The sequence below is a fragment of the Acinetobacter sp. SWBY1 genome, from assembly GCF_002946595.1.
In the GTDB taxonomy this organism is placed as follows: Bacteria; Pseudomonadota; Gammaproteobacteria; order Pseudomonadales; family Moraxellaceae; genus Acinetobacter; species Acinetobacter towneri.
In genome coordinates, this window is record NZ_CP026616.1 from 1,901,029 (window position 1) to 1,926,432 (window position 25,404).

Below are 25,404 nucleotides of genomic sequence, written 5' to 3' on the forward strand. Positions count from 1 at the left end.
CAGTGATGATCCGTACAACTTCCTAACAATATTCCCAAAAAACTCAACTAAAAAATAGATTTTAACTTTTCGTTCAAGCCAGACCATGCCCGTCCGACACGCCCCCAAACCGATAAGGTTTCAGGGTCTTCATGTTCTACAATCGTGTCTTGAGTATAGTTTTGACTATAAAGCAATAAGCCTGAAGCTGTTGCATATTGTGAACGGCGTAAGGCGGCCTGATGCGGTTCATCGGCATAAACTTGTGAAGGATGATTCCCCAAGTGTGCCGAAACACCCAACATACGACGTACCAAGCTGATCATGCCTTCAATTTGTGAGGCATCACCCGCCAAAACCACACCATGATATAAACCATGAATGGCACCGCTCTTTTCGAGTTCCTGACGAATTTGTGCAAAAATTTCTTCATAACGCGCAATAATAATTTCCGCCAGTTCAATACGGCTAATGGTTTGCGGCCCATCAATGCCCTGAATCTGAATCATGTGATCAGGTTTGACCACTTTCATATCTACACAGCCATACAATAGCTTAATCCGTTCAGCTTCTTCAGTTGTGGTTTGTAACACCGCTGCAATATCGCGGGTGACATGCTCACCACCACGCTGCAAAGTGTGTGCCAAGGCCAAACGTCCATCTAAATAAACTGCAATACTGGTCGTACCTGCGCCAATATCTACCAGACACACACCGTATTCTTTTTCATCTTTAAGCAGACTGGCTTCTGCAGTGGCTAAATTTGACACCACCATTTTTTCGACACCAATATTGGCACCTTTTAAAGCACGGTCTAAATTCTGCATGGTGCTAATAGGCAACATCATCAATTGATAATGCCCCGTCATGCTATGTGCTGACATACGAATTGGGTTTTGTACCCATTCACCCGAATCATCTAAATCGAAACCGAGTGGTACTGCGCTCACCAAATAATGGTCTGAGGTGAGGTGACTGGCTTTGGCCAAGTCCAATGCGCGTACCACTTCACTGGTGGTAATGGTGTGATCACTACTTTCAATAGGTGTGCGACCTGAAGCATAAAAGCTTTTTAGCTCTGCACTAGGAATAGAAATCCATGCCGAATGCACACGGCATTCCGCCATATCTTCTGCTTCTTGCACGGCATTTTTAATTGCAGTAATCACTTTATCGAGACTGACAATTTTTCCTTTACTCATGCCTCGATTACGTGCGGTGGCCATACCAATGACTTGGATATTGTCTGGCGCATGGACCTTAGCAATCAAAACTGAAACTTTGTGCGTCCCAATGTCAATCGCAACAACCGAGGGAACAGCTTCACTCATTTATTCACTACCATTACCAGTATGTTTAATTTATGGCTTAATGCCTCTATTTTTTTAAAGCCCAATATTATGGCTTTGCTCTTATTCCCTCTGCAATGCTTGTGTCATCAATCGTTACAACAAAGTGACCATTTGCAATTTTTGGCGGAATTGAGTTTTTCCATTGAATGGCTAAACCATTGCGATAACGCAAATCGATGGCGGATATTTTAGACCATACAGGTTTCAAATCACTTTGTGCAAGATGCCCCAAGCGCTGCAGCTTACTCATGGTTTGATCTTTATCTACAATAACACGTAGACCTGAATCAAACTGCATAAACCACGTCATACGTTCTGTTAAATATAGTTCTTTTAAACGATCGTTGACGGGTAAGAATAATTGGTTAATTTCATTATAACGACGCATCATCATTTTAGATTGATGCGTTGGCCCGTGTAATAACGGTAAATGTTGATTATTTTGTGGCGTGACCTCGGTAAAGACTTCACCGCTGTCACTGAGCAAACGACCTGTCCCCCAACGTGCAATTGGATGACGCGGCATAACCCGCACACGAATAGCATTCGGCCACGCACGTGAAACCACCACTCGATCTACCCAAGACAACTCCAAAGCGGTATCGCGGATTTGCTCTAGGTCAGAGGTGAAATAGTTCTTGGTCATTACAGGGTTCACATGCGTCATCACTTGGCGGTATTCCGCATCTGAACGTGTACCCACTACATCTAGCTTGGCAATTTGTGCATCGGTCATGACTTTGTATAGCCCGTACGCACCCACTGCCAACACGAGCACCGCAACGCACAGCATTACCCAACCGCCAAAATGAATCAGCTTTTCTTTGGCTGTTGGCGGTTTGTCATGAATCGAGGTAATCGCTGCCCGTTTACGGCGCAAGGATGCAGGAAGTTGAGCCATATTTAGTGTGCTTCACCTGTAAGGGTTTGTGCCAAAATTGCCACACACAGCTCATCAAAACTATAGCCGACTGCATTTGCCGCTTTCGGAACTAAAGAGTGGCTGGTCATTCCCGGCACGGTATTCACTTCCAATAGCCAGAAATTGCCGTTCTCATCTTGCATGGCATCAATACGACCCCAGCCACTTGCACCCACGGCTTGGAAGGCACGTAATGCCAAAGCTTGTAACTGTTGCTCTTCGGCAGTGCTTAAACCACACGGAATACCGTATTGCACATCATTACGTTGATATTTGGCTTCATAATCATAGAACGCCACATCTTTCGGTGGTTCTAAACGAATAATCGGTAAAGCCTGACCATTTAACAGCACGATGGTAAATTCACGTCCTGTAATCCATTTTTCAGCCATAACAATAGCGTCATGTGCAGTTGCTTTCGCTACAGCATCGGCAAAGTCTTCTACTTTTTCGACTTTGCTCATGCCAATACTTGAACCTTCATGTACAGGCTTGATGATGAGTGGTAAACCCAATTCGACAACCACGTCTTCAATATTGGAATCTTTGCTAACAATACGATATGGCGCAGTTGGCAAGTCAGAACCTTGCCAAATTTGCTTGGTCTTCACTTTGTCCATGCCAATGGCTGAACCTTGCACGCCCGTACCGGTGTATGGAATATTCAACCATTCCAAAACACCTTGAATTTGACCATCTTCACCACCGCGCCCGTGTAACACAATAAAGGCACGATCATAATTGACCAATTCGGTCACGCTACGTGTTTGTGGATCAAATGCTTCTGCATTGACCCCAGAACGTAGCAGTGCTTCGAGTACTGCTTGACCGCTGTCTAGAGAAACCTCACGCTCAGCAGATTTTCCACCCAATAACACGGCAACTTTGCCGAACTTTGAAGCATTTGACACGTTTATATCCTTAAACTTTAAACTGGTCGATCAAATTCAAACATCACAGGTTGTGATTATTTTAAATATAAATGGTTTTGTGCAAGCTCGATTGAAATCGCCCCCACATTACCTGCACCTTGGGTCAATAACAAGTCATTGGCCTGTAACACTTGTTTCACAATATTCGGTAGATTGCCGTCATTTGGATCGACCAAAATTGGCTCAACCTGACCACGCAAACGAATACTGCGTGCCAAAGTACGGCTATCTGCGCCAACAATTGGTTTTTCACCCGCAGGATAAACATCGAGCAATAACAATTGATCGACTTGTGACAACACTTCCACAAAGTCATCAAAACAGTCACGGGTGCGACTAAAACGGTGTGGTTGGAACAACATCACCAAACGGCGATCAGGATGACTTTGACGCGCAGCTTTAATGGTGGCTTCCACTTCTTTCGGGTGATGTCCGTAGTCATCTACCAATTTCACATTGCCGTCTGCTACCTCAAACTCACCTTGTACTTGGAAACGACGACCGACACCGCTAAAGCCTTCTAAAGCACGGCAAATTGCACCATCAGAAACGCCTTCATCGGTGGCAATTCCAATTGCAGCCAAGGCATTCAATACGTTATGCAGCCCCGGTTGATTCACCGTCACGCGTAACGGTTCGCGGTCTTTACGCAGTACAGTAAAGTGTGTGCGCATGCCGTCTTGATCGACATCAATGGCACGAATATCGTTGTCTTCATTAAAACCATAGGTCAATACAGGGCGCCCGATACGCGGCATGATTTCACGAATATTGGCATCATCACCACACACCACAGCCAAACCGTAGAATGGCAGTTTGTGCAAAAATTGAATAAAGGTATCTTTTAAGGTATCGAAACTACCACCATAGGTGTCCATATGGTCGGCATCAATATTAGTCACCACAGCCGCCATGGGCTCTAAGAATAAAAACGATGCATCAGATTCATCGGCTTCTGCCACGATATAACGGCTCGCACCCAATGCTGCATTGACCCCAGTACGGTTTAGCAAGCCACCAATCACATAAGTTGGATCCATGTTTTCTTCGGCCAACATACAGGTAATTAAACTGGTGGTGGTGGTTTTACCATGCGTACCCGCCACTGCAATACCATGACGATAACGCATCAACTCGCCCAGCATTTCAGCACGACGCACCACAGGAATACGGGTGTCAATTGCTGCTTTAATTTCTGGGTTTTCTGGGTCAATTGCAGTAGACACCACCAAAACATTTGCGCCTTTAATATGGTCTGCCGCATGCCCAATATAAACCTTGATGCCGTTTTCTTCTAATTGCGCTGTGGTTTTTGAGGCTTTGATGTCTGAACCCGATACTTTATAGCCCTGGTTTTTCAAGACTTCGGCAATACCACACATCCCCGCGCCACCAATACCCACAAAATGAATGTGTTTGATACGGCGCATTTCAGGCACTTTGATTAATTTTTTCGCTTGATCAGCGGGTGTAGATGGAGACATATTTTACTCGAACAATGCTTGAATAAGACGAACCACGTGCTGAGTTGCATCTGGCTGTGCCTGCTGACGGGCTTTGACCGCCATTTCAGACAACAATTGACGATTCATTAACGGGGTTAATAATGTTGTTAAACTTTCGGGAGTCATACTGGCTTGCGGACAGATTTTTGCTGCACCCAAATCGGCTAAAAATTTGGCATTGGCAGTTTGGTGATCATCCACCGCACTAGGCAATGGTACAAATACTGCTGCAACACCTGCAGTCGCGACCTCGGTTACCGTGAGTGCGCCCGCACGACAAATAATTAAATCGGCATCACTATAGGCTTTGGCCATATCTTCAATAAAAGGCTGTACCTCAACCTGTAAATGGTCAGGCTTGTGTGCATAACGTGCCTGCGTCGCATCGGCATGGTTTTGCCCACATTGATGATAAACATCTAAAGCGACATTTAGTTGCTTTAACGCTTCAGGTACACATTCATTTAAGGCTTGTGCACCTAGTGAACCACCCACAATTAAAATACGAATTGGCAAGCCTGCTTTTTCACGTTCCTGATAGCGCCATGCAGGGCTTAAGGTCGCAGTGATTTCTTCACGAACAGGGTTGCCTGTGGTGACAATTTTGTTACTGTTTGGAAAGGTATTTGGGAAAGCCTGACACACGGTTTTTGCCACACGTGACAATTGAGTGTTGGTAAAACCCGCAACTGCATTTTGTTCGTGAATCAGCACAGGAATACCCAAAGCACGTGCTGCCAAGCCACCCGGCCCTGCCACATAACCACCAAAACCTGCAACAGCATCAACTTTTAATTGCTTCATGTAACGCACAGCACTGAGCGTTGCGCCTAAAATTTTAAATGGTGCAGCCAGTTTACGGATCAAACCGTTGCCACGTACACCTTGAATATTAATTTGGTAAATTGGGATATTATGATTTTTAAGCAGACGATTTTCCATGCCCGTTGGGGTCGCCAACCATGACACTTGAATCCCTTGTTGCTGTAATTGTTTTGCGACGGCCAAAGCGGGAAAAACATGTCCACCTGTACCTGCGGCCATCATCATGACATGTTTAGGCTGTTGTTGCTGTGCGTCAGTCACGGTTTAATTCTTCAACTCAAAATAAGGCAAATAAAAATCTTGTATAAGCTATCAATTGTAATCACAAACGCATGGGCTTGAAAGGTTATTTACTTTTTTTCACCAAGTGCTTGATTGTTTTTTTCTACAGATTTTCAAGTTTAAACTAGTTTTATTATTAATCTACGGAAAATGTTAAGTTTGATTCAATTTTACCTGCTTTGCTTGACCTATTTTGCAAAGTGTTTAAGTTGTTTTTTGTATCCACTTCTCTAAAAACAAAGCCGCCTTCAAATAGAAAACGGCTTTTGCATTGATACAGTAAGCATAAAGCCCAAACTTAGTTTGGACGACCTGCTTCAAGTACGGTAAATAAATCATCGGCAATCGATGTACCAAACTGCGCGTCAATTTCACGAATACACGTTGGACTGGTCACGTTGATTTCAGTGACATAGTTGCCAATCACATCCAATCCGACAAAAATCAAGCCTTTTTCACGTAAAAATGGTCCGACTTTGGCGGCAATGGCTTTGTCATTTTCAGTCAATGGACGTGCTTCGCCTAAACCACCTGCAGCTAAGTTGCCACGCACTTCGCCATTTTGTGGAATTCGTGCCAAACAATAAGGCACAGGCTCACCATTAACCATGAGGATGCGTTTATCACCATCTACAATTTCTGGAATATAGCGCTGCGCCATGATTGGCTGAGTGCCGTTGTTGGTCAGAATTTCAATGGTTGAGCCAATATTGACCCCATCTTGGTACAAACGGAAAATTCCCATGCCGCCCATGCCATCGAGCGGTTTAACGATCACATCACCATGTTGCTGAATAAATTCACGAATCAGGCTTTGTTGTGAAGTGACCAATGTCGGAACTTGTAGTTCTGGGAATTGAGTCGCAAACAGCTTTTCATTACAGTCACGCAGGCTTTGCGGCTTGTTGATGATCCATGCGCCTTCGCGTTCAGCTTGCTCTAAAATATATGTGGTATAAACGAAATTCATGTCAAAAGGCGGGTCTTTACGCATGAGAATGACATCATAATCAGCTAAGGATTCTTTGCGTTTTTCGCCCAATTCGTAATAATGGTTATAATCTTCAAAGACTTTGAGCGATGCAATCAGACCAAATGCCTTGCCCTGATCAATATATAAGTCTTGCTGTAATGCATAGCCCAAGGTATGCCCACGACGGCTTGCCGCCCATAACATCGCCATGGTTGAGTCTTTTTTCAAATTGACACTTTCGATGGGATCCATCACAACAAGTACGCGCATATTTCGGTGCTCTTTTGAAGAATTGAATAAGCAAAAGTATAGCGGAGTTTGGCTTTGGTTTTGCTGCAATTTTCGTAACGCTTTATCCACGATCATCATGCACTTAGGAGTATGCGATGCAACAAGCGATTATTGGTTTTCATTTAGATGAAGAAAATGATTGGGTCGCAGATTTGGCCTGCGGTCACGGGCAGCATGTGCGGCATAATCCGCCGTGGCAAAACCGCCCGTGGGTAATCACAGAGCAAGGGCGCAAGGAAAAGTTGGGGGTGATGCTCGAGTGTAAGAAGTGTGAGGAGGAGACACCAATCTAAATCACTGTCTCCTTAGTGTCTCCGATACAATAATATTTCTCAATTAAATTTGTTACATCCAAAACAATTTAAAGGGGAAACTGAAATGCCAAAATTAACTAAAGAACTCGTAGTAAACTGGCATATTACAGAAGCATGCAACTACAAGTGTGATTATTGCTTCGCAAAATGGGATAGCGATAGTAAAGAGGTTTTGCACTCTCAAATAAAAATTGAAACTCTAATTGAGCAAATTGAAAACATTAGACATATATTAAACAAATCAAGTCAAACCGTTTATTTTGATCAATTACGTCTCAATTTAGTCGGAGGCGAGACTTTTCTTTATATGAAACAATTGAAAAATATTATCAATTTATCAAAAAAGTATAATTTCAGGCTTTCTGCGATTACTAATGGCAGTCTATTCAATGAAATTGATATGAAGTTTATTGCTCAGAATTTTTCGTCATTAGGTATTAGTGTAGATTCTATAAATGAATACACCAATTTAGCTATTGGACGTACATCTAAGCAAAATACCTTTAATCCGTCTCAAGTTTTAACAGCTATCAATAAAATTAAAAAGTATAACCCTATGATAGAAATAAAAATTAATACTGTCGTCAATAAGCTCAACGCATCTGAGGATTTAAGCTACTTTATTTCTCAAATCCAACCTAATAAATGGAAAATTTTTAAACTTTTACCTGTTTATTCAAATAAATTAGATATCACAGAGCAAGAGTTTCATCAATTTATTGAAAAACACTCAAGCTTCAAGTCTATTATCAGTTCAGAGAATAATAATGACATGACTGAATCATATTTAATGATTGATCCACTAGGACGTTTTTTTCAAAATGGTTACACGAGTGGGTATAAATATAGTTCTCCATTATGGCAAGTTTCAGCAGAAACTGCATTAAAGCAAATAAAATTTGATTCTCAAAAATTTGTCAATCGTTATAAAAAAATCTTTTAATTAAAAAGTTAGAAGAAGCTCTTAAACTCCATAAGAGCTTTTTTTTCATCCCAAGAACACTCTTGTTCTAATAACTTAAATTCCATAAATACAATATATTTTTTAAACTCATCAATTGTTTCCTGACTGATACTCTGATTCATCATGCGATGTCTAGCTTTTTGTACTCTTTTGTAAAAACTTTCCCCTCGATTTTTCACATCAAATTCAGAACAAAATTCTCTTAAATTACCTTTATAACATTGCTCTAGAAGAGTATTAAATTTATCGGTAACCTCTGTACTGCTGCCTACCACTTCGGCATTCCCCCTGTGATCGATTCATATAATATTGTGTAGATTTCACCACTTTGTCATAATCAATTTGAATAAGCTTATTTATCACACATTCACAATACTGTTCTGTTTCTAACAAGCTTAAATTGGATGTTTGGAATATTCTAGCCTCACATGCTTTTTCAAATTTTTGAATATTTTTATCCGTCCATGAATTATTATCTACCAAACTTTTATATCCCATAAAAGCTACTGGCAACCCTATTAATGTAGCCCAAATCCAATTTTTATACTTATGCTGTTTTTCTGTACCATAAAACATTAAATGAGATTGACAACCGCCACATTGGTAAAGACCTGTTTTTCGAGAGTCGATGATTAACCTGTTATCACGTCCACATTTCGGGCAACGTATATACGCATACTTTTCTAATTCAGACATAATAAAAATAAAAAAAGGGTGATAAAACACCCTATTTTATATAAAAAATAATGATTTAGATACCATACTTCACACGGTACGCTTCCATTTTCGCCAAGGCATCTTTTTCACCTTTAGCATCCAAATAATTCATTAAATCTTTCATGGTAATTAAAGCATGCACAGGAATTTCCAACTCTTTTTGCACTTCCTGAATAGCAGACAAATCGCCCTGACCTTTTTCTTGACGGTCTAAAGCCACCAATACGCCCGCAATTTGTGCGCCTGCATTTTTCAAAATAGTCACCACTTCACGAATAGCCGTACCCGCAGTAATCACATCATCAATAATCCAAACTTTTTTGCCCTCAACCGCAGCACCCACCAACACACCGCCTTCGCCATGATCTTTGGCTTCTTTACGGTTAAACCCCCACGGCACACTTACGCCATGATTTTGCGATAAAGCCACTGCTGTAGCTGCCACAAATGGAATACCTTTATAGGCAGGCCCGAAAATAACATCTACATTTTTGCATTGCATGAGTTGATCTGCATAGCCCGAAGCCAATAGCGATAAAGCTTCGCCATCATTCAACAAACCTGCGTTAAAAAAATAAGGACTCACACGACCCGATTTTAAAGTAAACTCACCAAATTTAAGCACACCACGTGATAAGGCGAGTTCGATAAAAGCTTGCGGGTTAAATTGAGCTGGCGATGTCATGAGGTGCTCCAAATTAATACATTGAGGTAAGACCTGAGCATGATACCAAAGAGTAGCTATCCGAGTGATCAAAAAATTCTTCGAGTGGTTTCAATTAACGTCAATGGGTTGCGTTCATCGGTAAGCAAAGGCTTACTCGAATGGTTGGAAAAGTCTGAAGCAGACGTGATTTGCATGCAGGAAAGCCGCATCACACACGCCCAATGGACCGATAAATTTAAGCCAGAAGGCTGGCACACGCATCTTTTCCCTGCAGAACGCGCAGGCTACGCAGGGACAGCTATTTATAGCCGTTTGCCGTTTGTTTCTGTGCAAAATGGTTTAGGCTTTGAATTGGCCGATTCTCAGGGTCGCTTTATCAGTGCTGAATTTGATGTAGGACTGGATCACCCAATTTACATCTGTTCACTGTATTTGCCTTCTGGCTCTTCAGGTGAAGAAGCCCAAATGCGGAAAGATCACTTTTTAGAAGAGTATCAAAAAATTCTAAAACAGTGGCGTGAAGACAATAAATCGATCATTGTCTGTGGCGATTACAACATTGTGCATAAGCGCATTGATATTAAAAACTGGTCAGGTAACCAAAAGTCTTCAGGTTGCTTACCGCATGAACGTGCATGGTTAGATCATATTTATAATGACTTGGGCTATGTCGATACCTTCCGTGAAGTACGCCATGAAGCAGAGTTGTATTCTTGGTGGTCAAATCGCGGGCAAGCCCGTGCCAAGAACGTTGGTTGGCGGATTGATTATCATGCCTGTTCACCCGACTGGAAAGCACGCACTGTCAATGCTTGGGTGTATAAAGAAGAATGGTTTAGTGACCATGCTCCCGTGATTATTGATTATAAGATTTAGGGTCTATTGACATTTCATAAATGGTTTGCGCTGTAGGCTAAAACTGAGCAGATCAGGCATGAAACGCAGGGAATAGTGGGTCTATTGCCAAGTTTCATAACGCAATCTGAGAAAGTTTTAGCCACAGCCTGAGCAAAAACAAGCACTGCTTTGTTTGCAGCGCAAGGCGCAGCGAAGGACGAGCATATTTTTTTGCTGCTATTGCGTTATGTGCCAGTCATTTAGAATGGCTAAATTTCCTGTCCCATGCCTTATATCAGCTAAAAATATGCGTCGTCGCAAACATAGACGAATTGTCAATAGTCCCTTATTCACACAAATTTCACAGCCTACACGAGTGAACAGTTGTTCACTCAACTGAGGTTCAATTCGCACATAATCTGTCGACTTTGTGTATTTATCTTCAAGTCGATTCAGCGCATTATTGCATCACGGCAAAGGGACAGTCAGGATGACACAAAAGGATTGGAAGCCGAAGGATGGAAAGTAAACTAACTGGTTTTGGTTAGTTTCAAGGATGTAACAATGGACGTTAAAATGAGACCCGCATAATCAGGATGATTAAATGCGGGTTTTCTCTTTTTATCATCTTATTTTCTGTTTTGCGCTATTACTGTTGTTCTTCACTGTATTTTTTATTTTCACTTGAGTCTATTTTTATCAAGTTTTTCATTTTATTCTGTTTATGCGTCCCATTTTAGAGCGATCAAGTGTCAATTTGGTGACATCGGTATGACGTATTGATGACACATACCATTTAAACAGCCAATCATTGTTCACTGCAAGTTTCTAGCACTTAGCGCTGTTTTGGGCTAGGCTATAGCCAGTTTGATGATATTAACGTGAAAAAAATATGTTAAAAATTTATGGGATTAAGAACTGCAATTCAATGAAAAAAGCCTTCGATTTACTCAATGAATTGGGGCTAAGTTATGAGTTTCACGATTATAAAAAACAAGGGATCGATGCCGACACTGTCAAAAGTTGGTTAGATGCGCTTGGGCAAGATGTAGTACTGAATAAAAAAGGCACCACTTGGCGCAAACTCAGCGAAGCAGAACAGCAAGCTGCTTTGGCCAGTGAAGCCAACTTAATTGAAGCACTTTGCACTCACACCAGTTTAATTAAACGTCCTGTCTTAAAAACTGAATCAGGCTTTATTGCGGGTTTTGATGAAGCGGCTTATCGTGCTTTAGGTTAAGTTTAAAAAAATACCAATAAAAAACCTGCTCACATGGAGCAGGTTTTTTTATATCCTGTGCAATATGATTTCAACTGCACAGGTGGAATACATGCTTAGTTCGCACGAATCCATGTTTGGTTACGACCCAATGCCGCTACACCAATGAAACCACGCAATTCCAGTTTCTTACCACCATCGGCAAGTTTACCTTTTAGCTTGTAGGTTTTACCTGTTTGCGGGTCAAGAATTGAACCACCATCGTAGCTCGTGCCGCCTGTATTTTTCAGACCGCGAACAATGGTCAAACCTTTGAGTGATTTGTTGTGATACGGACCTTCACATTTTGTACAGGCATTTTCTTCACCAGGCGTTAAAATTGACTGAATGCTTGCGGTTAAAGTTCCATTTTTTTGCTCAGTAAATCTTACCGTGGCTTTGGGTTGTTTGGTTTTGTCGTCAATTGTTTTCCAAACTGTGCCGTTAAGCGGATCTGCAGCATTGGCCAAAGCGCTTAAACCTAACAGCCCGAATGCAAGTGCAATTTTTTTCATTGTTTTGTTTCCCTGGTCTACTATCAGACAACTTTATTATTAAAAAGTCACAACAAATTTGCAATTTTTGAATGTGACCGTTTAGTGTACCCTTGTAAATTATGTTGGTAAATACACAAATATCCGATCAAATAAAGAACAAGATGGAAAAATCATGAAGATTAACCCCATGTGGAAACAAATTATTACAGAGCAGTTTTTAAAAACCACCATTCGCAAACCAAGCCAATTTAATTTACCCCCCAATTCTGTACGTTTTGCACTAGAACAAATGTGCCGTTTATTTCCCATGCAAAAGTCGGTGCAGGTACGCGCGCTGCGTTTAGCAGGTCTGCATGCCGAAGAATTAAAACCACAGAATGCTGCAACACAGCTCATTTTTCATATTCATGGCGGGGCTTTTTTTCTGGGTTCGTTAAATACCCATCGAGCATTTTTGAGTCAAGTTGCGGCACGCACCCAAATGCAAGTGATTCATGTCGATTATCCGCTTGCACCTGAGCATCCTTTTCCACATGCTTTGGAAGCCGTGTTTGATGTCTATCAAAGTCTGTTGGCGCAAGGTATACACGCCAAAGATATTATTTTGTCAGGAGATTCTTGCGGTGCAAATTTAGCGTTGGCGCTAGCTTTAAAAATACGTGATGAGCAATTGCCGCAAGTGAGTGGCTTAATGCTGCTGTCACCATTTTTAGATTTAACCCTCACCAGTGAATCCTTGCGTTATAACAGCAAGCATGATGCCCTGCTGTCAATTGAAATGCTGGAAACAGGCATTGATTACTATGTACCGCCTGAACTTGATCGGGCAGACCCGCAAATTTCGCCATTGTTTGATGATTTACATGAATTACCACCAGTTTTAGTACAAATTGGCTCTAAAGAAATTTTGCTGGATGATGCAACACGTTTTAAAGAAAAAGCCGAACAGGCAGGCGTAGAAGTGCATTACAAACTCTACACGGGTATGTGGCACAATTTTCAAATGTTTTCACCGTGGTTTGAAGAAGCCAAACGTGCATTGGCAGATTTAGCAGAGTTTGCACATCGGCAAGATCAGAGCTAAGTTCAACCATAACAAGGCTTTGCTAACCAACCCTTTTAGCCGATCCATCTATATAAAAAAAGCTCAGCACCCTCAAGGCACTGAGCTTTTTTTATTGAAATAGTGGGTTAAATCGCCTGAATTTTTTGCATCGCATTGGCAACAGCTTGGTCTTTAAATTCCGACATACTCACCCCTTCAGCGCGAATAATTTCTACATCATTCACCCCTGTAAAGTTGAAGATGGTTTTCAAGAAATCTTCCTGAAAATCAGCAGGGCTATTATCACCATACACACCGCCACGGCTGCTGGCGATATAGGCTTTTTTCTCACCCGCCAAACCTACAGGCCCTTGCTCGGTATATTTAAAGGTTCTTCCCGCCACGCTAATGCGGTCAATCCATGCTTTTAAGGTTGAAGTCAAACCAAAGTTATACATGGCTGCACCCACCACCACGACATCGGCATCAATATATTGCTGGATGATTTTTTCACCTAAAGCCGCTTGTTCTGCATCCTGCCCCATTAAAATTTCGGCAGTTAAGTGCGGAATCGGCTGTTGTGCCAAATCTAAATAATCGACCTGTGCATTGCTATTTTTTGCAGTCAATTGTTGCACAATCGCTTGGCTTAACTGACGTGAAACTGAGTTTTCACCTAAAATACTCGAGTCGATGTGTAAAATTTTCATGGGGATGTTCCAATCTTGTATTCATTTAATAACGCTATTTTAATCGTGCAGCGTAAATAGAATAATTGGCAAAACTAAGACACTATGTTTTATTTTTGGAACAAAAAAGACCACTTTACCGCACAAAAACTTCCGCAGTATTTTTCCTAATCCTGCTTTTTCCAAGTCATTTTGCTGGTTTTTGATAAGGCTCTAAATAATTGACCCACATTGCTTCTTGTGATGCGGCGTGTACCCAAGCGCGCATAGCAGGATGCTGCATCACCCGCTGCATATAGTGTTGGCTGTTGGCACTTACAGGCAAGGCATAAGTCATAAAACGCGTCACCACAGGAGCATAAAACGCATCGGCAATGCTAAATTCACCACACAAGAAACCATCTGCTGCAGGACGTGCCGACCAAATGTGTTCAATGCGTGCCACATCCTGCCTTAAACCCGAATGTTCTTGCCATAATTTTGTACCCACTTCTGCTAAATTGGCGCGAATATTCATGCCACATAAACTGCGTAAATCGGTAAAACCGCTGTGCATTTCTGCGCTGATGCTACGCGCCCAAGCGCGTTGCTGTGCATCACGTGGCCAAAGTGCCTGTTCAGGATATTGCTCTGCCAAGTATTCGCAAATGGCGAGAGAATCCCAAATCAACATGCCCTGATCTAATAAGGCAGGCACTTTACCATTGGGGTTAATTTCTAGGACACGTTGTTTAAAATCGCCCTCGCCACGCTCGCATGGAAAGTTCAGTTGTATTTCTTCAAAAGCCAAATCAAACGCCTTCAGTACCAACCACGGGCGCATCGACCAGCTCGAATAGTTTTTATTGGCAATGTAGAGCTGCATCATGGCGATGATTCCTGTGTGGTTTGAAGTTGCTGCAGTTGATTTAACAAAGTGCTTTCGTTAAATGCACCCGTTAAACGTAGGCTGCGAATTTCTTGTTGTTGTGCATCCAAAAATAAAAAAGTAGGTGGCCCTAAAATTTCCCATTTATTCAGCAAAGCTTGATGACTGGCATCGTAATGGCTTAAATCGAGTTTAATTAAATAAAATTCTGCAAGTGCCTGTTTTACAGTGGAAGATGTCAATACCTGTTGCTCAATCGGACGGCACGCCACACACCAATCGGCATAGACATCTATAATCATGCGCTGATTTTTCGGAGCTTGGGCAAGTAACTGTTGTAATTCCGTTGCAGTCGTTGCACGGTGCCATTCTAAAACCGCATCGTTTTCCTGCTGCCAAAAACGCTGGCTGTGTTGATATTGGTTATAAATCAGATACGGCACCACCACCAATAACGCACTCAGATAAATCGCCCGCAGCGTACCATGATAGCCACTCAAACGATGCAGCACATAGCCGACAAAACCCACTCCAAGTGCCAAACTAAGCCATTGCATCCATGCTTCACCCAATAACGGACGAATAAAATACAATGCCAATGCCAACATAATAAAGGCAAACAGCACTTTGACTTGATGCATCCACAAACCTGCGCGTGGCAAAGCTTTTGCCCCAAGCACACTGGCCAACAATAACGGCGTACCCATGCCAAACCCGAGCGTAAATAGCAGCAACGCCCCCTGCATCTGACTTTGGGTTTGTGAAATAAACAATAACGCCCCTGCCAATGGCGCAGTCATGCATGGGCCGACCAAAAGTGCCGACAACATGCCCATGAGTGCAGCACCTGCCAAATTGCCGCCTTTTTGCATAGATTGCGCCTGATCGAGTCGATTGACCCAAGCACGTGGTAACTTGATCTCAAACAGTCCAAACAAATTTAAGGCAAACAACACAAACAGTAAACTAAAGGCAATTAAAGTAGCAGGTTGTTGTAACCAACGCTGAAAATTCAAACCTGCGGATGACGCAATTAAACCCAATATGGCATAAACCATTGCCATGCTACAGACAAAAACCAGAGTAATCGTCCACGCTTTGACACCTTTATGTTCACGCACCAACAAGGAGGTCAAAATGGGCAACATCGGCAAAGAACATGGAGTAAAGGCCAATAAAACCCCTAAACCAAAAAACAGTAGCAAGCCATAAGCAAATGAACTCTGTGCCAGTTTTTCTGACCACATTTGATCTTGTGCAGTGATGGGTTGCGCTGTCGCAACACTTGTTGAGGATGCTAGCGTGGAGTTGGCAGGTGTTGTCGAAAACACATTCTGGGTTGGGTTACTGTGTCCACCCCACAGATTTTTTTGTGCTGCGCTTTGATTGTCTAAAATCACCAAACCAGTGCTGTCTGTCTGAAATTCAATGCGCTGTGGTGGATAACAAAGTCGATCTTGCGCACAACCTTGCCAGCTCACTTGATAGCGCTGTGCAGCCTGCGTGGGAATTTTAAAACTGACTTTTTGATAATAAACCTGAGTATGTCCATAGTTTTCATCATAAACATCTTCTGCGGGAGGCAACTCTAAAGCCAGTATTTGCTGTCCATGCTCAACCTTAAATTGATGCTGATACAAATAATACTGTTCAGGCATGTTCCAGCGCAGTTCGGCTTGTTGGGGATTGACCGATTCAACGCTAAACTGAAAGGCTTGTTCGGGTGGGAGTAAAGGTGCTTCTGCGTGTAGGCTTAGCGAACACAATAAAAGTAGACTTGCGAGCAGACAAGATAAGCCCCTATTCATATAGCGAAAAATATCAGCCATTAGATCAACAGCAGCTTGCCAAAAGGTCTGAAATAAGGACTGCTTCATGTTCTGCTCGCCTCGGCATGAACTTTATTAGGATGAAAACGAATCTGCAGCAAGCTTGATGAGTTTAGCCTGCTGCAACATACAACGTATTTTAAAGCTTTAAATGGTTTAAATGGCTTAGAACAAGAACGCCATACCTAAACCTGCATGGTAACTTTTATCTGCACCGTCTAAATCTACACCGACACTGGCATCCAGCTGAGTGCGTTCATTCAGTGCGTAAATCACCCCCGAAGTTAAACCATATTCATTGTCCTGACTTTCTGCTTTACGATAGACCAATTCTGAAAAACCTGACCATTGATCGCTTAAACGATACTGAATATTGGGAATTGCTGTAACCGCCCAATCGCTATTTTGTACATCGTAACGCATGTTGATGCCTGTTTTTAACAGCTCACTGTATTGATAGCTGACTGCCGTACCCAAGCTATAAATATCATCTTCTTCGCTAAAGCCATCATTGCCTGTGGCAATTAGCGCTTGCAACAACACGGCCATAGAAAGTTTGTCATCATTTAAGTCAATGGCTTGTTTTAAACCAATGCTGACATCACCCAAACCATCATCTTCAACCGATTGACCTGCAGTTTTGCTTTTGCTCCATGCAGGCCCTTGCCAGCCCAGCTGTAACTCTAAATCTTGCGCCAAACCTGTACGTAACAGCATGTCAGCATTAAGGCGAGTAGTTTTAACTTTTTCGCCCGAAGCATCGTTACTTTCTTGATAACTTGCACTTGGCAAAGCCTGTTCCCAAGCCAGTTTCCCTACAGGTGTAATACCCGTACTCATTCCTGCACCAGGACGATCAAACTCAAAATCTGCCGCGCTCACCTGCATGCTGATGCCTGCCGCCACGATTAACCCAACTGTTTTTAATGCTGACATATTTTTATCTCTGCTCTTAGGCCAATTCTTTGCTCATTTTTGCGCCATAACGACGCAACAATTCTAAAGTCTGCTGTTCTTCTAGCAAAGCATCCGACCACTGAATTTCATCAAAATCACAATCAAACAATAAATCACTAATTGAAGATAAAATCGTTAAACCATCTTCATCTTTGCTGTTCGGATCGACTTTTTCATCTAATAAACGCTGTACCGCAGGAACACATGCTGCAGAAGCCGCATCCCACAATGGGCCGTAAATTTCTTCGGCATCCCATAAATGCAAATTCACTTTGGCTTGAATCAAGGCCTCTAAAATATCTAAATGCACTTGCAAATCTTGCTGTTTTTGCTGCTCTGTGAGTGGCTGACCTGCTTCATATGCTTCGCAGACTTTTTCCCACCATTGAAATAAACCATCTGACCAGACTGAAATTACAGGGCCTTTTTCGGCATCCATAAAGTTAGGGTCTAAACCGTCTGCCAATAGGCGTTGCACTTGGGCAAGGTCTAATTCTTCTATTGCTTGCACCAAGACTTGTTGTTGCGCAGTTAACATGCAGAGAGCTCTCTTATTCAATGTTTAATTTAGAACTATTATGCCCAATAAAGCGACATTTGTATGAGATAAATGTCAGCAAATCGTGAATTTAGTGCATTGGCTGCATGCAAACACAAAAAAGCCCCGCAAAATTTGCGAGGCTCTTGGAATCTGTCTGATCCTTATTCGTCGTCGCCACCAACATCTGTATCTACAAATTCTGGGCGAGCACCACGAGGATTCTCATTTTTCTCAAACGCATGTTCTAGGCTGCGTTTTAAACGGTCAATCGCACCGTGAATGGCTGTATCAATATTATGACCACGATGATTCACAACCACTGGTTTTAAACCTGCTGGACGTGCTTCAATCATACAACGAATGTCGTCATCACCGCCTTTTTCACCATTTTCATCACTAAAATGCACTGAAAAATGGGTAATACGCTCACTGTGGCGTTGGAATTCATTATTCAGTTCTTCACGAACGTAACTAATTAATCGATCACTGTTTTGAATGTTTTTATCGGTACGGATTTCAATGTTCATGATTTCATCCTCTTGCGTTCGTTATTTCTGAATCTTGTTGTGCCAAAATCTTACATATAATTTTATACATATACGTTTTAGCGTGTTTATAATGTGCTGTTTTTACAGCATAAAGTACATCTTCAACTTAGTTTGGAATAACTTCCTCCCGTTTGAATGATGAACACTTTTAATTCTGCAGAACTGTGTCCCTATACCTTGAATATCGGGCCTATCTAAAAAATATGCAAGCAATATTTATAGAAAAGCAGCAAAAGAATAACCCTTTTATCACCAATTTCAGCTTAGATGTTCAATAAGCGATCAATTTGGATAGCACTACGTTGTTCAATCTATTGCCAATAAGAAACTTGATGCTTTTAAAGGGTTTAGTTACATCTGCAATATTCGCCTTTGCATTTTGACCATTGGTTTTAAATCGTTTAAAAAACACTCAACCCAAAAACTGATAAAAAACACCCAAAAATGACCCGTCAATAATCGAATTTTGCTTTATTTTTGCTTAAGAATCTGTATCCTTGAAACGCTTTTCTTGGGGTCTTATTTTATGAAATTTACACATATTGCTGCGCTATGCGCTCTCTCTACTGCTGCCACATTCACACAAGCTGCGCCAGTTTGGCAAGATTTTAGCATTACAGGTTTATATGGTGAGAATTATGCTCATCCTGTTGGCATGGTTGATGATTTAGAGCAAACCACTATTACTGCTGAATATGCTGCTGGATTGAAATACGGTGATTTTTTTGCCTTTGCTGACCGTACCAATAATGATCTAAGTGGCAACGAAACTTATTTTGAAGTTGCACCACGTTTAAGCTTGGGTGCTGTTTCAGGCCAAAAACTGGCAGTCGGCCCAATTAAAGACGTTTTGATTGCAACGACTTGGGAAGGTGGTGAAGGCTTTAACAATTACCTATACGGTATTGGTTTTGATCTTGAGCTTCCATATTTCAAATATGCGCAATTGAACTTCTACAAAGCAGATAATGATAAAGATATCTCTCAAGATGATTATCAAATGACGTTTGCTTACGGTCTTCCATTTAAAGTCGGTGCTGAAGACTTTTTAGTAGATGGTTTCCTTGATTGGTCTACGGCTGAAAAAAATAATCATGCAAGTGAATTGAACTGGACATCTCAGTACAAATGGAATGTGGGTAAACACATTTCACCTGATACCAAACTATACGTGGGTATTGAACATTCTGTTTGGAACAACAAATACGCCATTAAAGGTTTAGACGAACACAATGTTAGCGCATTAGTCAAATATCACTTCTAAGCCAGTTTCATCTCTATTCAAAAAAGCAAGACTTCGGTCTTGCTTTTTTATTGGTCGTTAAAATTTTTCTATTGATATTTGCGTATAAAATTAGCATGCGACTCATTTGTACTTTACTCAAAACTCCGCTACATTTACTTTAAATTTCAAATAAAAAGCAATGTGACTTCACATGCAAAAAACCGATTTCATTATTCTGCTGTTTTGTGCGATTGCTGCAATTTTGCATGGCATGAGCGGTTTTGGTTTTCCTATGCTCAGTACGGCTGCGGTGGCGATGTTATATCCACTCAGTACTGCGGTTGCTTTGGTTCTGATTCCCTGTTTGCTTCTCAATATCTACATGCTGCGGGGCGATGCCACACAATCTATATTCAGCAGTTTATATGGCTACTGCAAAAAATATTGGGGTTTAATCTTCAGTGCGCTGATTGGCAGCTATTTGGGCGTCAGTTTGCTGCTCATTCTGAACGAAGGTTATTTAAAATTGGCAATGGGCGTACTGATTTTATTGTACGTGGCCGATCAATTTCGACAACGTCCTTTGCAAATTTCTGCCTCACTCAAAAATATGCTGATTTTTGGTTTTCTAGCAGGTGTGATTGGTGGAGCCACCAATGCCATGGCACCGTTTTTAATGATGTATTTGCTCAGCACCCAACACAGTAAAACCGATATTGTGGTGATTAGTAATCTTAATTTTATTGTCTCTAAACTCATTCAACTGGCAGTGTTATATCCAGTAATTCAACAATTTAGCAGCACACAATTTAAGGTTTTGGCGCTAATTTGCCTAATTTCTGTAGCAATGGTTTATGAGGGCAGTCTGATTCGTAAAAATATTTCTCAGGCTGTATTTAAGCACATTGTTTTTACTTTACTTAGTTTCATGGCTATTTACGCAATTGCTCAAGGATTAGCCATCATCACAAAACAGCCTGCATTGTTGATATAAATCAATAAAATGAACATAACAAATGGAAAATTATTTAGATTTTTTTTGGCTTAAATAATTTTTTACACCTATAATTAAGACTAGCTTAAAAAACAGTCTGTTAAGACTGCTTCGGTCGTTTGCACCGACCAATCTTCCAACTTTTCCTTTTATTCCATTTTTACGGAGCGAACTTCTATGGAAAATAACCATATAGAAGTGCCAGCCAGTATTAAGCGAAAAGAACTGATCAAGACTTGGGCCATTGTTATTCTTGCGACCCTGCTCTCTTTCGGTTTGTATAACGTCTTACCCTATGATGAAAACGCCAATAAGGGTCTAAGTCTGTTGCTTTTTATTGGTATTTTATGGCTCACCGAAGCGGTACACATTACCATTACAGCACTGTTAGTACCTGTGCTTGCTGTGGCTTTAGGTATGCCACTTGAAAATGCCAGCAAAGAACTTGTACCAATTTCAACCAAGCAAGCATTAGCAACTTTTGCAGACCCTGTCATTTTCTTATTCTTTGGTGGTTTTGCCTTAGCAACTGCGCTGCATATCCAAAAACTGGATCGTAAAATTGCGATGTGGATTATTTCCATGTCGGGCGGTCACTTGGGGATTTCGGTTTTATCTATTTTTGCGGTCACTGCTGCACTGTCAATGTGGATTTCCAACACCGCGACTGCAGCGATGATGTTACCACTGGCATTGGGCTTGTTGTCACACCTCGATGCCACTAAAGAACGTAAAACCTTCATTTTCATTTTATTGGGGATTGCCTACTCTGCCAGTTTAGGTGGTTTGGGTACTTTGGTCGGCTCTCCGCCAAACGCCATTGCAGCCAAAGCTTTAGACTATGACTTTGCTGACTGGATGAAAATTGGTCTACCAATGGTGCTGATTTTACTGCCAGCCATGTTGGTCAGCTTATATTTGGTATTGCGTCCAAATTTAAACCAGAAAATTCGTTTTGAAACTGAAGTCATTCCATGGACCAAAACCCGTGTTGCAACGATGATTTTATTCGCATGTACTGCAGTGGCATGGATTTTTGGTAAAAAACTTAGCGAAACCTTTGGTATTAGCCAACCCGATACATGGACTGCATTAGCTGCTGCATGTTTGGTGGTCATGCTCGGTACTGCAACGTGGAAGCAAGTATCTGACAATACCGATTGGGGCGTGTTATTACTGTTCGGTGGTGGTTTAACCTTAAGTGCGATCTTAAAAGATTCAGGCGCATCTTTGGTATTGGGTCAAACCCTTGCCAATACCTTTGGTGATACTTCGCCATTGGTAGTGATTTTTGCGGTGACCATCTTCATTATTTTCTTAACTGAATTTACCAGTAATACAGCGTCTGCTGCGTTATTGGTTCCTGTATTTGCTGCAATTGCAGACCAAATGGGTATTCCAAAAGAAATTTTAGTGGTGATTATTGGTATTGGTGCATCGTGTGCCTTTATGTTACCTGTGGCAACGCCACCAAATGCGATTGTATTTGGTACAGGTCAAATTAAACAAAGTGAAATGATGAGTGTGGGCATGGTGTTGAACGTCATGTGCGTATTTATTATTTCATTATTTGTATATTGGTTCTTTAGTTAAGGATCAATAAAAAATGGAGCACAAGATGCTCCATTTTTTTCGCCTCAATTTTAGAATATTTTTAATCATCAAATCATTACCTAAATAAATTCGCTATACTCAGGACATAATAATTTAGACACAATGAGGAGGGTTAAATGGCTAAGTTTTTAAATACGAGCGCGACCAATTTTTTCTTAGAAGAACTGATAAAAAATGCCAAAGAAAGGTTAATTTTAATTAGCCCATATTTACGTTTAAATGACCGTATTAAAGAGTTACTTGAAGATAAAGATCGACTCAAAATTGATATTCGAATCGTTTATGGAAAAAGTGATTTACATCCTGATGAAATAAAATGGATGCAAAAACTTGATTTTGTTCGGCTCAGTTTTTGTAAAAACTTACATGCTAAATGCTATCTCAATGAATCTGAATGTATTATTTCTAGTCTAAATCTTTATGAATTTAGCCAAATTAATAATAACGAAATGGGCATTTTGATTCGCAAATATGAAGATCAAGATGTCTTTAAAGATGCTTATGAAGAAGCACAACGTATTATTCGTATTAGTGATGAAGTTAGAATTAGTTTAGATGAAGTGAAAGCCGAACCAACCAATGAATCTGTTGAAGAAACCAATGACAATAATGTTGGTAAATTAACATCATCTAAACTTGCAGCAAAACATAAAATGAAAACCAATGAATTGTTGGCTCATTTTACCGAAAAAGGCTTATTAAATATCAATGATGCTGGAAAGCACATACTCACTCAACAAGGCAAAGACGTAGGTGCAGAATTTAAAACCAGTCAATATGGTGGATATTTTTTATGGCCTGAAAATATTGAATTATAAACACCAATCAAAATTACAATAAAAAGCATCCATTACTTTTTTGAAATAATGGATGCTTTTTCTAAATTAAATCAGCTTAAACCGCCAAATCGGCTAAATTACCTTTCTGCTCTAACCATACTTTACGGTCTGCAGAACGCTTTTTGGCCAGCAATTTATCTAATAAACCTGCAGTAAAATGACTGTCATCTAAATCAAGTTGCACCAAACGGCGTGTATTTGGATCCATCGTGGTTTCGCGTAGTTGACTGGCATTCATTTCACCCAAACCTTTAAATCGGGTAATTTGCGGATTTTTGGTTTTGGCTTTTTTAAGCGTATTTTCCAACTCATCTTCATCTAGCGCATAATGCACATCTTTACCGTCATCAATACGGAATAATGGCGGCATGGCGACGTATAAATGCCCATCTTCCACCAAGCTTGGGAAATGTTTCACGAATAAAGCACACAGCAAGGTAGCAATGTGTAAACCATCTGAGTCGGCATCGGCCAAAATACAAACCTTGCCGTAACGTAATTCAGACAAGTCATCACTGCCTGGGTCAACCCCAATCGCAATTGCAATATCGTGTACTACCTGTGAAGCCAAAACCTCGTCCGAAGATACTTCCCACGTATTTAAAATTTTTCCGCGAATTGGCATGATCGCCTGAAAGTTTTTATCGCGCGCTTGTTTGGCAGACCCCCCTGCAGAATCACCTTCTACAATAAACAGTTCCGATTCTTCACGGGTTTGCCCCACGCAGTCGGCCAGTTTACCTGGCAAGGCTGGGCCTGAAACAATTTTTTTACGTTCTACTTTTTTCGCCGCTTTTAAACGACGACCTGCTTTGGAAATAGCCATTTCTGCCAGTTGCATGGCAATGTCAGAGTTTTGGTTCAACCACAAGGCAAAGGCATCTTTGGCGATATTCTGCATAATACTTGCTGCTTCACGGCTCGATAAACGCTCTTTGGTTTGCCCTGAAAACTGCGGTTCTTGGAACTTTAACGATAAAATGTAGTTGACCCCATCCCAGACATCTTCGGCAGACAGTTTTAAATTGCGCGGCAATAAATTGCGTAATTCACAAAACTCGCGTAAAGCATCGGTCACACCAGAACGCAGACCATTGACATGCGTACCGCCTTGCGCAGTCGGAATCAAGTTGACATAACTTTCCTGAATTTGCTCGCCGCCTTCTACATTCCAGCAAATTGCAAATTCGGCACTGGCACGTTCTGCCTCGCCTGTCGCCACAAAAGCAGGGGCAGGTACAATCTCTCGATCTTCCAACTCATCCATCAAATAGTCGACTAGACCATTTTCAAACTGCCAGACAATTTCTTCATCGTTAATTTCATCAATGTAATGAATTTCTAAACCAGCAGCCAGTACAGCTTTGGCTTTTAAATTGTGTTTTAAGGCTTTAAGCGCAAATTTAGGCGAATCAAAATATTTAGCTTCAGGCCAGAAATGTACCAACGTACCCGAAGCACGTTTTGGCGCTTTGCCTTCCAAGACTTCTAAAGGTGCAGCGGCTTCGCCCTGATCAAAAGCCATTTTATACAGGTTGCCCTGACGCTGTACGGTCACTTCAACCCGACTGGACAAGGCATTCACTACAGAAATACCGACCCCGTGCAAACCACCCGAAAATTGGTAGTTGTCGGTGCTGAACTTACCGCCTGCATGCAGCTTGGTCAGAATAATTTCGATCCCGCTTTGCCCGTATTCTGGGTGAATATCGACAGGCATACCACGGCCATTGTCTTCTACCGACAAAGAGCCATCTTTATAGACTTTTACGGTAATTTTATTGGCATGCCCTGCAAGTGCTTCATCCACCGCATTATCAATAACTTCTTGCGCCAAATGGTTCGGACGTGTGGTGTCGGTATACATGCCCGGGCGACGACGTACTGGATCTAGACCAGATAAAACTTCAAGAGATTGAGCGGTATATTGAGACACGTTG

The 25,404-nt window shown here is 41.4% G+C and carries 26 protein-coding genes; 9 read left to right on the forward strand and 17 right to left on the reverse strand.

Translation table 11 applies throughout. The features are described from left to right. Positions 1-47 precede the first annotated feature (47 nt). The 6 genes from ftsA to gshB form a co-directional block, all read right to left on the reverse strand. On the reverse strand, positions 48-1,310 hold the full coding sequence (ftsA, locus tag C3Y93_RS09215) for a cell division protein FtsA (protein WP_004974236.1): 1,263 nt from the start codon (positions 1,308-1,310) through the stop codon (positions 48-50). Positions 1,311-1,377: 67 nt separating this feature from the next. Continuing rightward, entirely contained in the window at positions 1,378-2,232 is an 855-nt protein-coding gene (locus tag C3Y93_RS09220) for a cell division protein FtsQ/DivIB (RefSeq protein WP_104852723.1), read from the reverse strand. A 2-nt stretch (positions 2,233-2,234) separates the two neighbouring features. After that, a complete protein-coding gene (locus C3Y93_RS09225) occupies positions 2,235-3,164 on the reverse strand; it encodes a D-alanine--D-alanine ligase (RefSeq protein WP_104852724.1) in 930 nt (309 codons plus the stop codon). 56 nt (positions 3,165-3,220) lie between these two features. Further along, entirely contained in the window at positions 3,221-4,669 is a 1,449-nt protein-coding gene (murC, locus tag C3Y93_RS09230; RefSeq protein ID WP_104852725.1) for a UDP-N-acetylmuramate--L-alanine ligase, read from the reverse strand. 3 nt (positions 4,670-4,672) lie between these two features. Beyond that, a complete protein-coding gene (murG, locus tag C3Y93_RS09235; protein WP_104852726.1) occupies positions 4,673-5,776 on the reverse strand; it encodes an undecaprenyldiphospho-muramoylpentapeptide beta-N-acetylglucosaminyltransferase in 1,104 nt (367 codons plus the stop codon). A 319-nt stretch (positions 5,777-6,095) separates the two neighbouring features. Beyond that, positions 6,096-7,040, reverse strand: a complete 945-nt coding sequence (gene gshB, locus C3Y93_RS09240) for a glutathione synthase (protein WP_104853266.1) — start codon at positions 7,038-7,040, stop codon at positions 6,096-6,098. 116 nt (positions 7,041-7,156) lie between these two features. Here gshB and C3Y93_RS09245 point away from each other — a divergent pair, with 116 nt between their 5' ends. Beyond that, complete coding sequence (locus tag C3Y93_RS09245; RefSeq protein ID WP_004974221.1) at positions 7,157-7,354, forward strand: DUF3565 domain-containing protein; 198 nt, start codon at positions 7,157-7,159, stop codon at positions 7,352-7,354. Between the two features lie 85 nt (positions 7,355-7,439). Next, on the forward strand, positions 7,440-8,318 hold the full coding sequence (locus C3Y93_RS09250) for a viperin family antiviral radical SAM protein (RefSeq protein WP_004974219.1): 879 nt from the start codon (positions 7,440-7,442) through the stop codon (positions 8,316-8,318). Between the two features lie 8 nt (positions 8,319-8,326). On the opposite strand, the gene C3Y93_RS09255 is transcribed toward C3Y93_RS09250, so the two are convergent. The 3 genes from C3Y93_RS09255 to pyrE are packed head-to-tail and all read right to left on the reverse strand — an operon-like array spanning position 8,327 to position 9,741. After that, complete coding sequence (locus C3Y93_RS09255) at positions 8,327-8,614, reverse strand: hypothetical protein (protein ID WP_004974218.1); 288 nt, start codon at positions 8,612-8,614, stop codon at positions 8,327-8,329. Next, complete coding sequence (locus tag C3Y93_RS09260) at positions 8,583-9,035, reverse strand: hypothetical protein (protein ID WP_004974216.1); 453 nt, start codon at positions 9,033-9,035, stop codon at positions 8,583-8,585. Before C3Y93_RS09260 ends, C3Y93_RS09255 begins: the two co-directional genes overlap by 32 nt. Before the next feature lie 55 nt (positions 9,036-9,090). Beyond that, complete coding sequence (pyrE, locus tag C3Y93_RS09265; protein WP_096901637.1) at positions 9,091-9,741, reverse strand: orotate phosphoribosyltransferase; 651 nt, start codon at positions 9,739-9,741, stop codon at positions 9,091-9,093. 39 nt (positions 9,742-9,780) lie between these two features. On the opposite strand from pyrE, the gene C3Y93_RS09270 reads away from it, so the two are divergent. Beyond that, positions 9,781-10,599, forward strand: a complete 819-nt coding sequence (locus C3Y93_RS09270; RefSeq protein ID WP_096901635.1) for an exodeoxyribonuclease III — start codon at positions 9,781-9,783, stop codon at positions 10,597-10,599. Positions 10,600-11,452: 853 nt separating this feature from the next. Then, the gene (locus C3Y93_RS09275) at positions 11,453-11,800 is read left to right on the forward strand and encodes a Spx/MgsR family RNA polymerase-binding regulatory protein (RefSeq protein ID WP_026438350.1); all 348 of its coding nucleotides are present in this window, start codon (positions 11,453-11,455) and stop codon (positions 11,798-11,800) included. Positions 11,801-11,895: 95 nt separating this feature from the next. Here C3Y93_RS09275 and C3Y93_RS09280 read toward each other — a convergent pair whose 3' ends face one another. Then, a complete protein-coding gene (locus C3Y93_RS09280; protein WP_004974208.1) occupies positions 11,896-12,333 on the reverse strand; it encodes a DUF2147 domain-containing protein in 438 nt (145 codons plus the stop codon). A gap of 154 nt (positions 12,334-12,487) precedes the next feature. Between C3Y93_RS09280 and C3Y93_RS09285 the strand changes: the two genes are divergently transcribed. After that, complete coding sequence (locus tag C3Y93_RS09285) at positions 12,488-13,399, forward strand: alpha/beta hydrolase (RefSeq protein ID WP_104852727.1); 912 nt, start codon at positions 12,488-12,490, stop codon at positions 13,397-13,399. A gap of 107 nt (positions 13,400-13,506) precedes the next feature. Here C3Y93_RS09285 and C3Y93_RS09290 read toward each other — a convergent pair whose 3' ends face one another. From C3Y93_RS09290 to C3Y93_RS09315, 6 genes are all read right to left on the reverse strand, one after another. Beyond that, the gene (locus C3Y93_RS09290; protein WP_096901633.1) at positions 13,507-14,070 is read right to left on the reverse strand and encodes an FMN-dependent NADH-azoreductase; all 564 of its coding nucleotides are present in this window, start codon (positions 14,068-14,070) and stop codon (positions 13,507-13,509) included. A gap of 166 nt (positions 14,071-14,236) precedes the next feature. After that, complete coding sequence (locus tag C3Y93_RS09295) at positions 14,237-14,917, reverse strand: glutathione S-transferase family protein (protein ID WP_104852728.1); 681 nt, start codon at positions 14,915-14,917, stop codon at positions 14,237-14,239. Further along, positions 14,914-16,746, reverse strand: a complete 1,833-nt coding sequence (gene dsbD / locus C3Y93_RS09300) for a protein-disulfide reductase DsbD (protein WP_171287421.1) — start codon at positions 16,744-16,746, stop codon at positions 14,914-14,916. The genes C3Y93_RS09295 and dsbD overlap by 4 nt, the downstream gene beginning before the upstream one ends. Positions 16,747-16,911: 165 nt before the next feature. Next, positions 16,912-17,682 (reverse strand): transporter, encoded by a 771-nt coding sequence (locus C3Y93_RS09305; RefSeq protein WP_104852730.1) that lies wholly within the window; start codon positions 17,680-17,682, stop codon positions 16,912-16,914. 16 nt (positions 17,683-17,698) lie between these two features. After that, a complete protein-coding gene (locus C3Y93_RS09310) occupies positions 17,699-18,241 on the reverse strand; it encodes an ankyrin repeat domain-containing protein (RefSeq protein WP_004974192.1) in 543 nt (180 codons plus the stop codon). A 164-nt stretch (positions 18,242-18,405) separates the two neighbouring features. Then, positions 18,406-18,771, reverse strand: coding sequence for an HPF/RaiA family ribosome-associated protein (locus tag C3Y93_RS09315; protein WP_004974190.1), 366 nt, complete (start codon positions 18,769-18,771; stop codon positions 18,406-18,408). Between the two features lie 547 nt (positions 18,772-19,318). Here C3Y93_RS09315 and C3Y93_RS09320 point away from each other — a divergent pair. From C3Y93_RS09320 to C3Y93_RS09335, 4 genes are all read left to right on the forward strand, one after another. Continuing rightward, positions 19,319-20,056, forward strand: a complete 738-nt coding sequence (locus C3Y93_RS09320; RefSeq protein ID WP_104852731.1) for an outer membrane protein OmpK — start codon at positions 19,319-19,321, stop codon at positions 20,054-20,056. Between the two features lie 172 nt (positions 20,057-20,228). Beyond that, the gene (locus C3Y93_RS09325) at positions 20,229-21,011 is read left to right on the forward strand and encodes a sulfite exporter TauE/SafE family protein (RefSeq protein WP_104852732.1); all 783 of its coding nucleotides are present in this window, start codon (positions 20,229-20,231) and stop codon (positions 21,009-21,011) included. Between the two features lie 177 nt (positions 21,012-21,188). Next, positions 21,189-22,604 (forward strand): SLC13 family permease, encoded by a 1,416-nt coding sequence (locus tag C3Y93_RS09330; RefSeq protein ID WP_104852733.1) that lies wholly within the window; start codon positions 21,189-21,191, stop codon positions 22,602-22,604. Between the two features lie 137 nt (positions 22,605-22,741). Continuing rightward, positions 22,742-23,443: a phospholipase D family protein gene (locus tag C3Y93_RS09335; protein WP_004974184.1), complete on the forward strand. Its 702-nt coding sequence runs from the start codon at positions 22,742-22,744 to the stop codon at positions 23,441-23,443. A gap of 76 nt (positions 23,444-23,519) precedes the next feature. Here the strand turns inward: C3Y93_RS09335 and parE are convergent, their stop codons facing one another. After that, the gene (gene parE, locus C3Y93_RS09340; RefSeq protein WP_104852734.1) at positions 23,520-25,400 is read right to left on the reverse strand and encodes a DNA topoisomerase IV subunit B; all 1,881 of its coding nucleotides are present in this window, start codon (positions 25,398-25,400) and stop codon (positions 23,520-23,522) included. Between the last annotated feature and the right edge of the window lie 4 nt (positions 25,401-25,404).

Bases quoted from the DNA above. Each gene is read 5' to 3' on its own strand.
- ftsA (WP_004974236.1), bottom strand. From the start codon at position 1,310: ATGAGTGAAGCTGTTCCCTCGGTTGTTGCGATTGACATTGGGACGCAC.
- C3Y93_RS09220 (WP_104852723.1), bottom strand. From the start codon at position 2,232: ATGGCTCAACTTCCTGCATCCTTGCGCCGTAAACGGGCAGCGATTACC.
- murC (WP_104852725.1), bottom strand. From the start codon at position 4,669: ATGTCTCCATCTACACCCGCTGATCAAGCGAAAAAATTAATCAAAGTG.
- gshB (WP_104853266.1), bottom strand. From the start codon at position 7,040: ATGCGCGTACTTGTTGTGATGGATCCCATCGAAAGTGTCAATTTGAAA.
- C3Y93_RS09245 (WP_004974221.1), top strand. From the start codon at position 7,157: ATGCAACAAGCGATTATTGGTTTTCATTTAGATGAAGAAAATGATTGG.
- C3Y93_RS09250 (WP_004974219.1), top strand. From the start codon at position 7,440: ATGCCAAAATTAACTAAAGAACTCGTAGTAAACTGGCATATTACAGAA.
- C3Y93_RS09260 (WP_004974216.1), bottom strand. From the start codon at position 9,035: ATGTCTGAATTAGAAAAGTATGCGTATATACGTTGCCCGAAATGTGGA.
- pyrE (WP_096901637.1), bottom strand. From the start codon at position 9,741: ATGACATCGCCAGCTCAATTTAACCCGCAAGCTTTTATCGAACTCGCC.
- C3Y93_RS09270 (WP_096901635.1), top strand. From the start codon at position 9,781: ATGATACCAAAGAGTAGCTATCCGAGTGATCAAAAAATTCTTCGAGTG.
- C3Y93_RS09275 (WP_026438350.1), top strand. From the start codon at position 11,453: ATGTTAAAAATTTATGGGATTAAGAACTGCAATTCAATGAAAAAAGCC.
- C3Y93_RS09280 (WP_004974208.1), bottom strand. From the start codon at position 12,333: ATGAAAAAAATTGCACTTGCATTCGGGCTGTTAGGTTTAAGCGCTTTG.
- C3Y93_RS09285 (WP_104852727.1), top strand. From the start codon at position 12,488: ATGAAGATTAACCCCATGTGGAAACAAATTATTACAGAGCAGTTTTTA.
- C3Y93_RS09290 (WP_096901633.1), bottom strand. From the start codon at position 14,070: ATGAAAATTTTACACATCGACTCGAGTATTTTAGGTGAAAACTCAGTT.
- C3Y93_RS09295 (WP_104852728.1), bottom strand. From the start codon at position 14,917: ATGATGCAGCTCTACATTGCCAATAAAAACTATTCGAGCTGGTCGATG.
- dsbD (WP_171287421.1), bottom strand. From the start codon at position 16,746: ATGGCTGATATTTTTCGCTATATGAATAGGGGCTTATCTTGTCTGCTC.
- C3Y93_RS09305 (WP_104852730.1), bottom strand. From the start codon at position 17,682: ATGTCAGCATTAAAAACAGTTGGGTTAATCGTGGCGGCAGGCATCAGC.
- C3Y93_RS09310 (WP_004974192.1), bottom strand. From the start codon at position 18,241: ATGTTAACTGCGCAACAACAAGTCTTGGTGCAAGCAATAGAAGAATTA.
- C3Y93_RS09315 (WP_004974190.1), bottom strand. From the start codon at position 18,771: ATGAACATTGAAATCCGTACCGATAAAAACATTCAAAACAGTGATCGA.
- C3Y93_RS09320 (WP_104852731.1), top strand. From the start codon at position 19,319: ATGAAATTTACACATATTGCTGCGCTATGCGCTCTCTCTACTGCTGCC.
- C3Y93_RS09325 (WP_104852732.1), top strand. From the start codon at position 20,229: ATGCAAAAAACCGATTTCATTATTCTGCTGTTTTGTGCGATTGCTGCA.
- C3Y93_RS09330 (WP_104852733.1), top strand. From the start codon at position 21,189: ATGGAAAATAACCATATAGAAGTGCCAGCCAGTATTAAGCGAAAAGAA.
- C3Y93_RS09335 (WP_004974184.1), top strand. From the start codon at position 22,742: ATGGCTAAGTTTTTAAATACGAGCGCGACCAATTTTTTCTTAGAAGAA.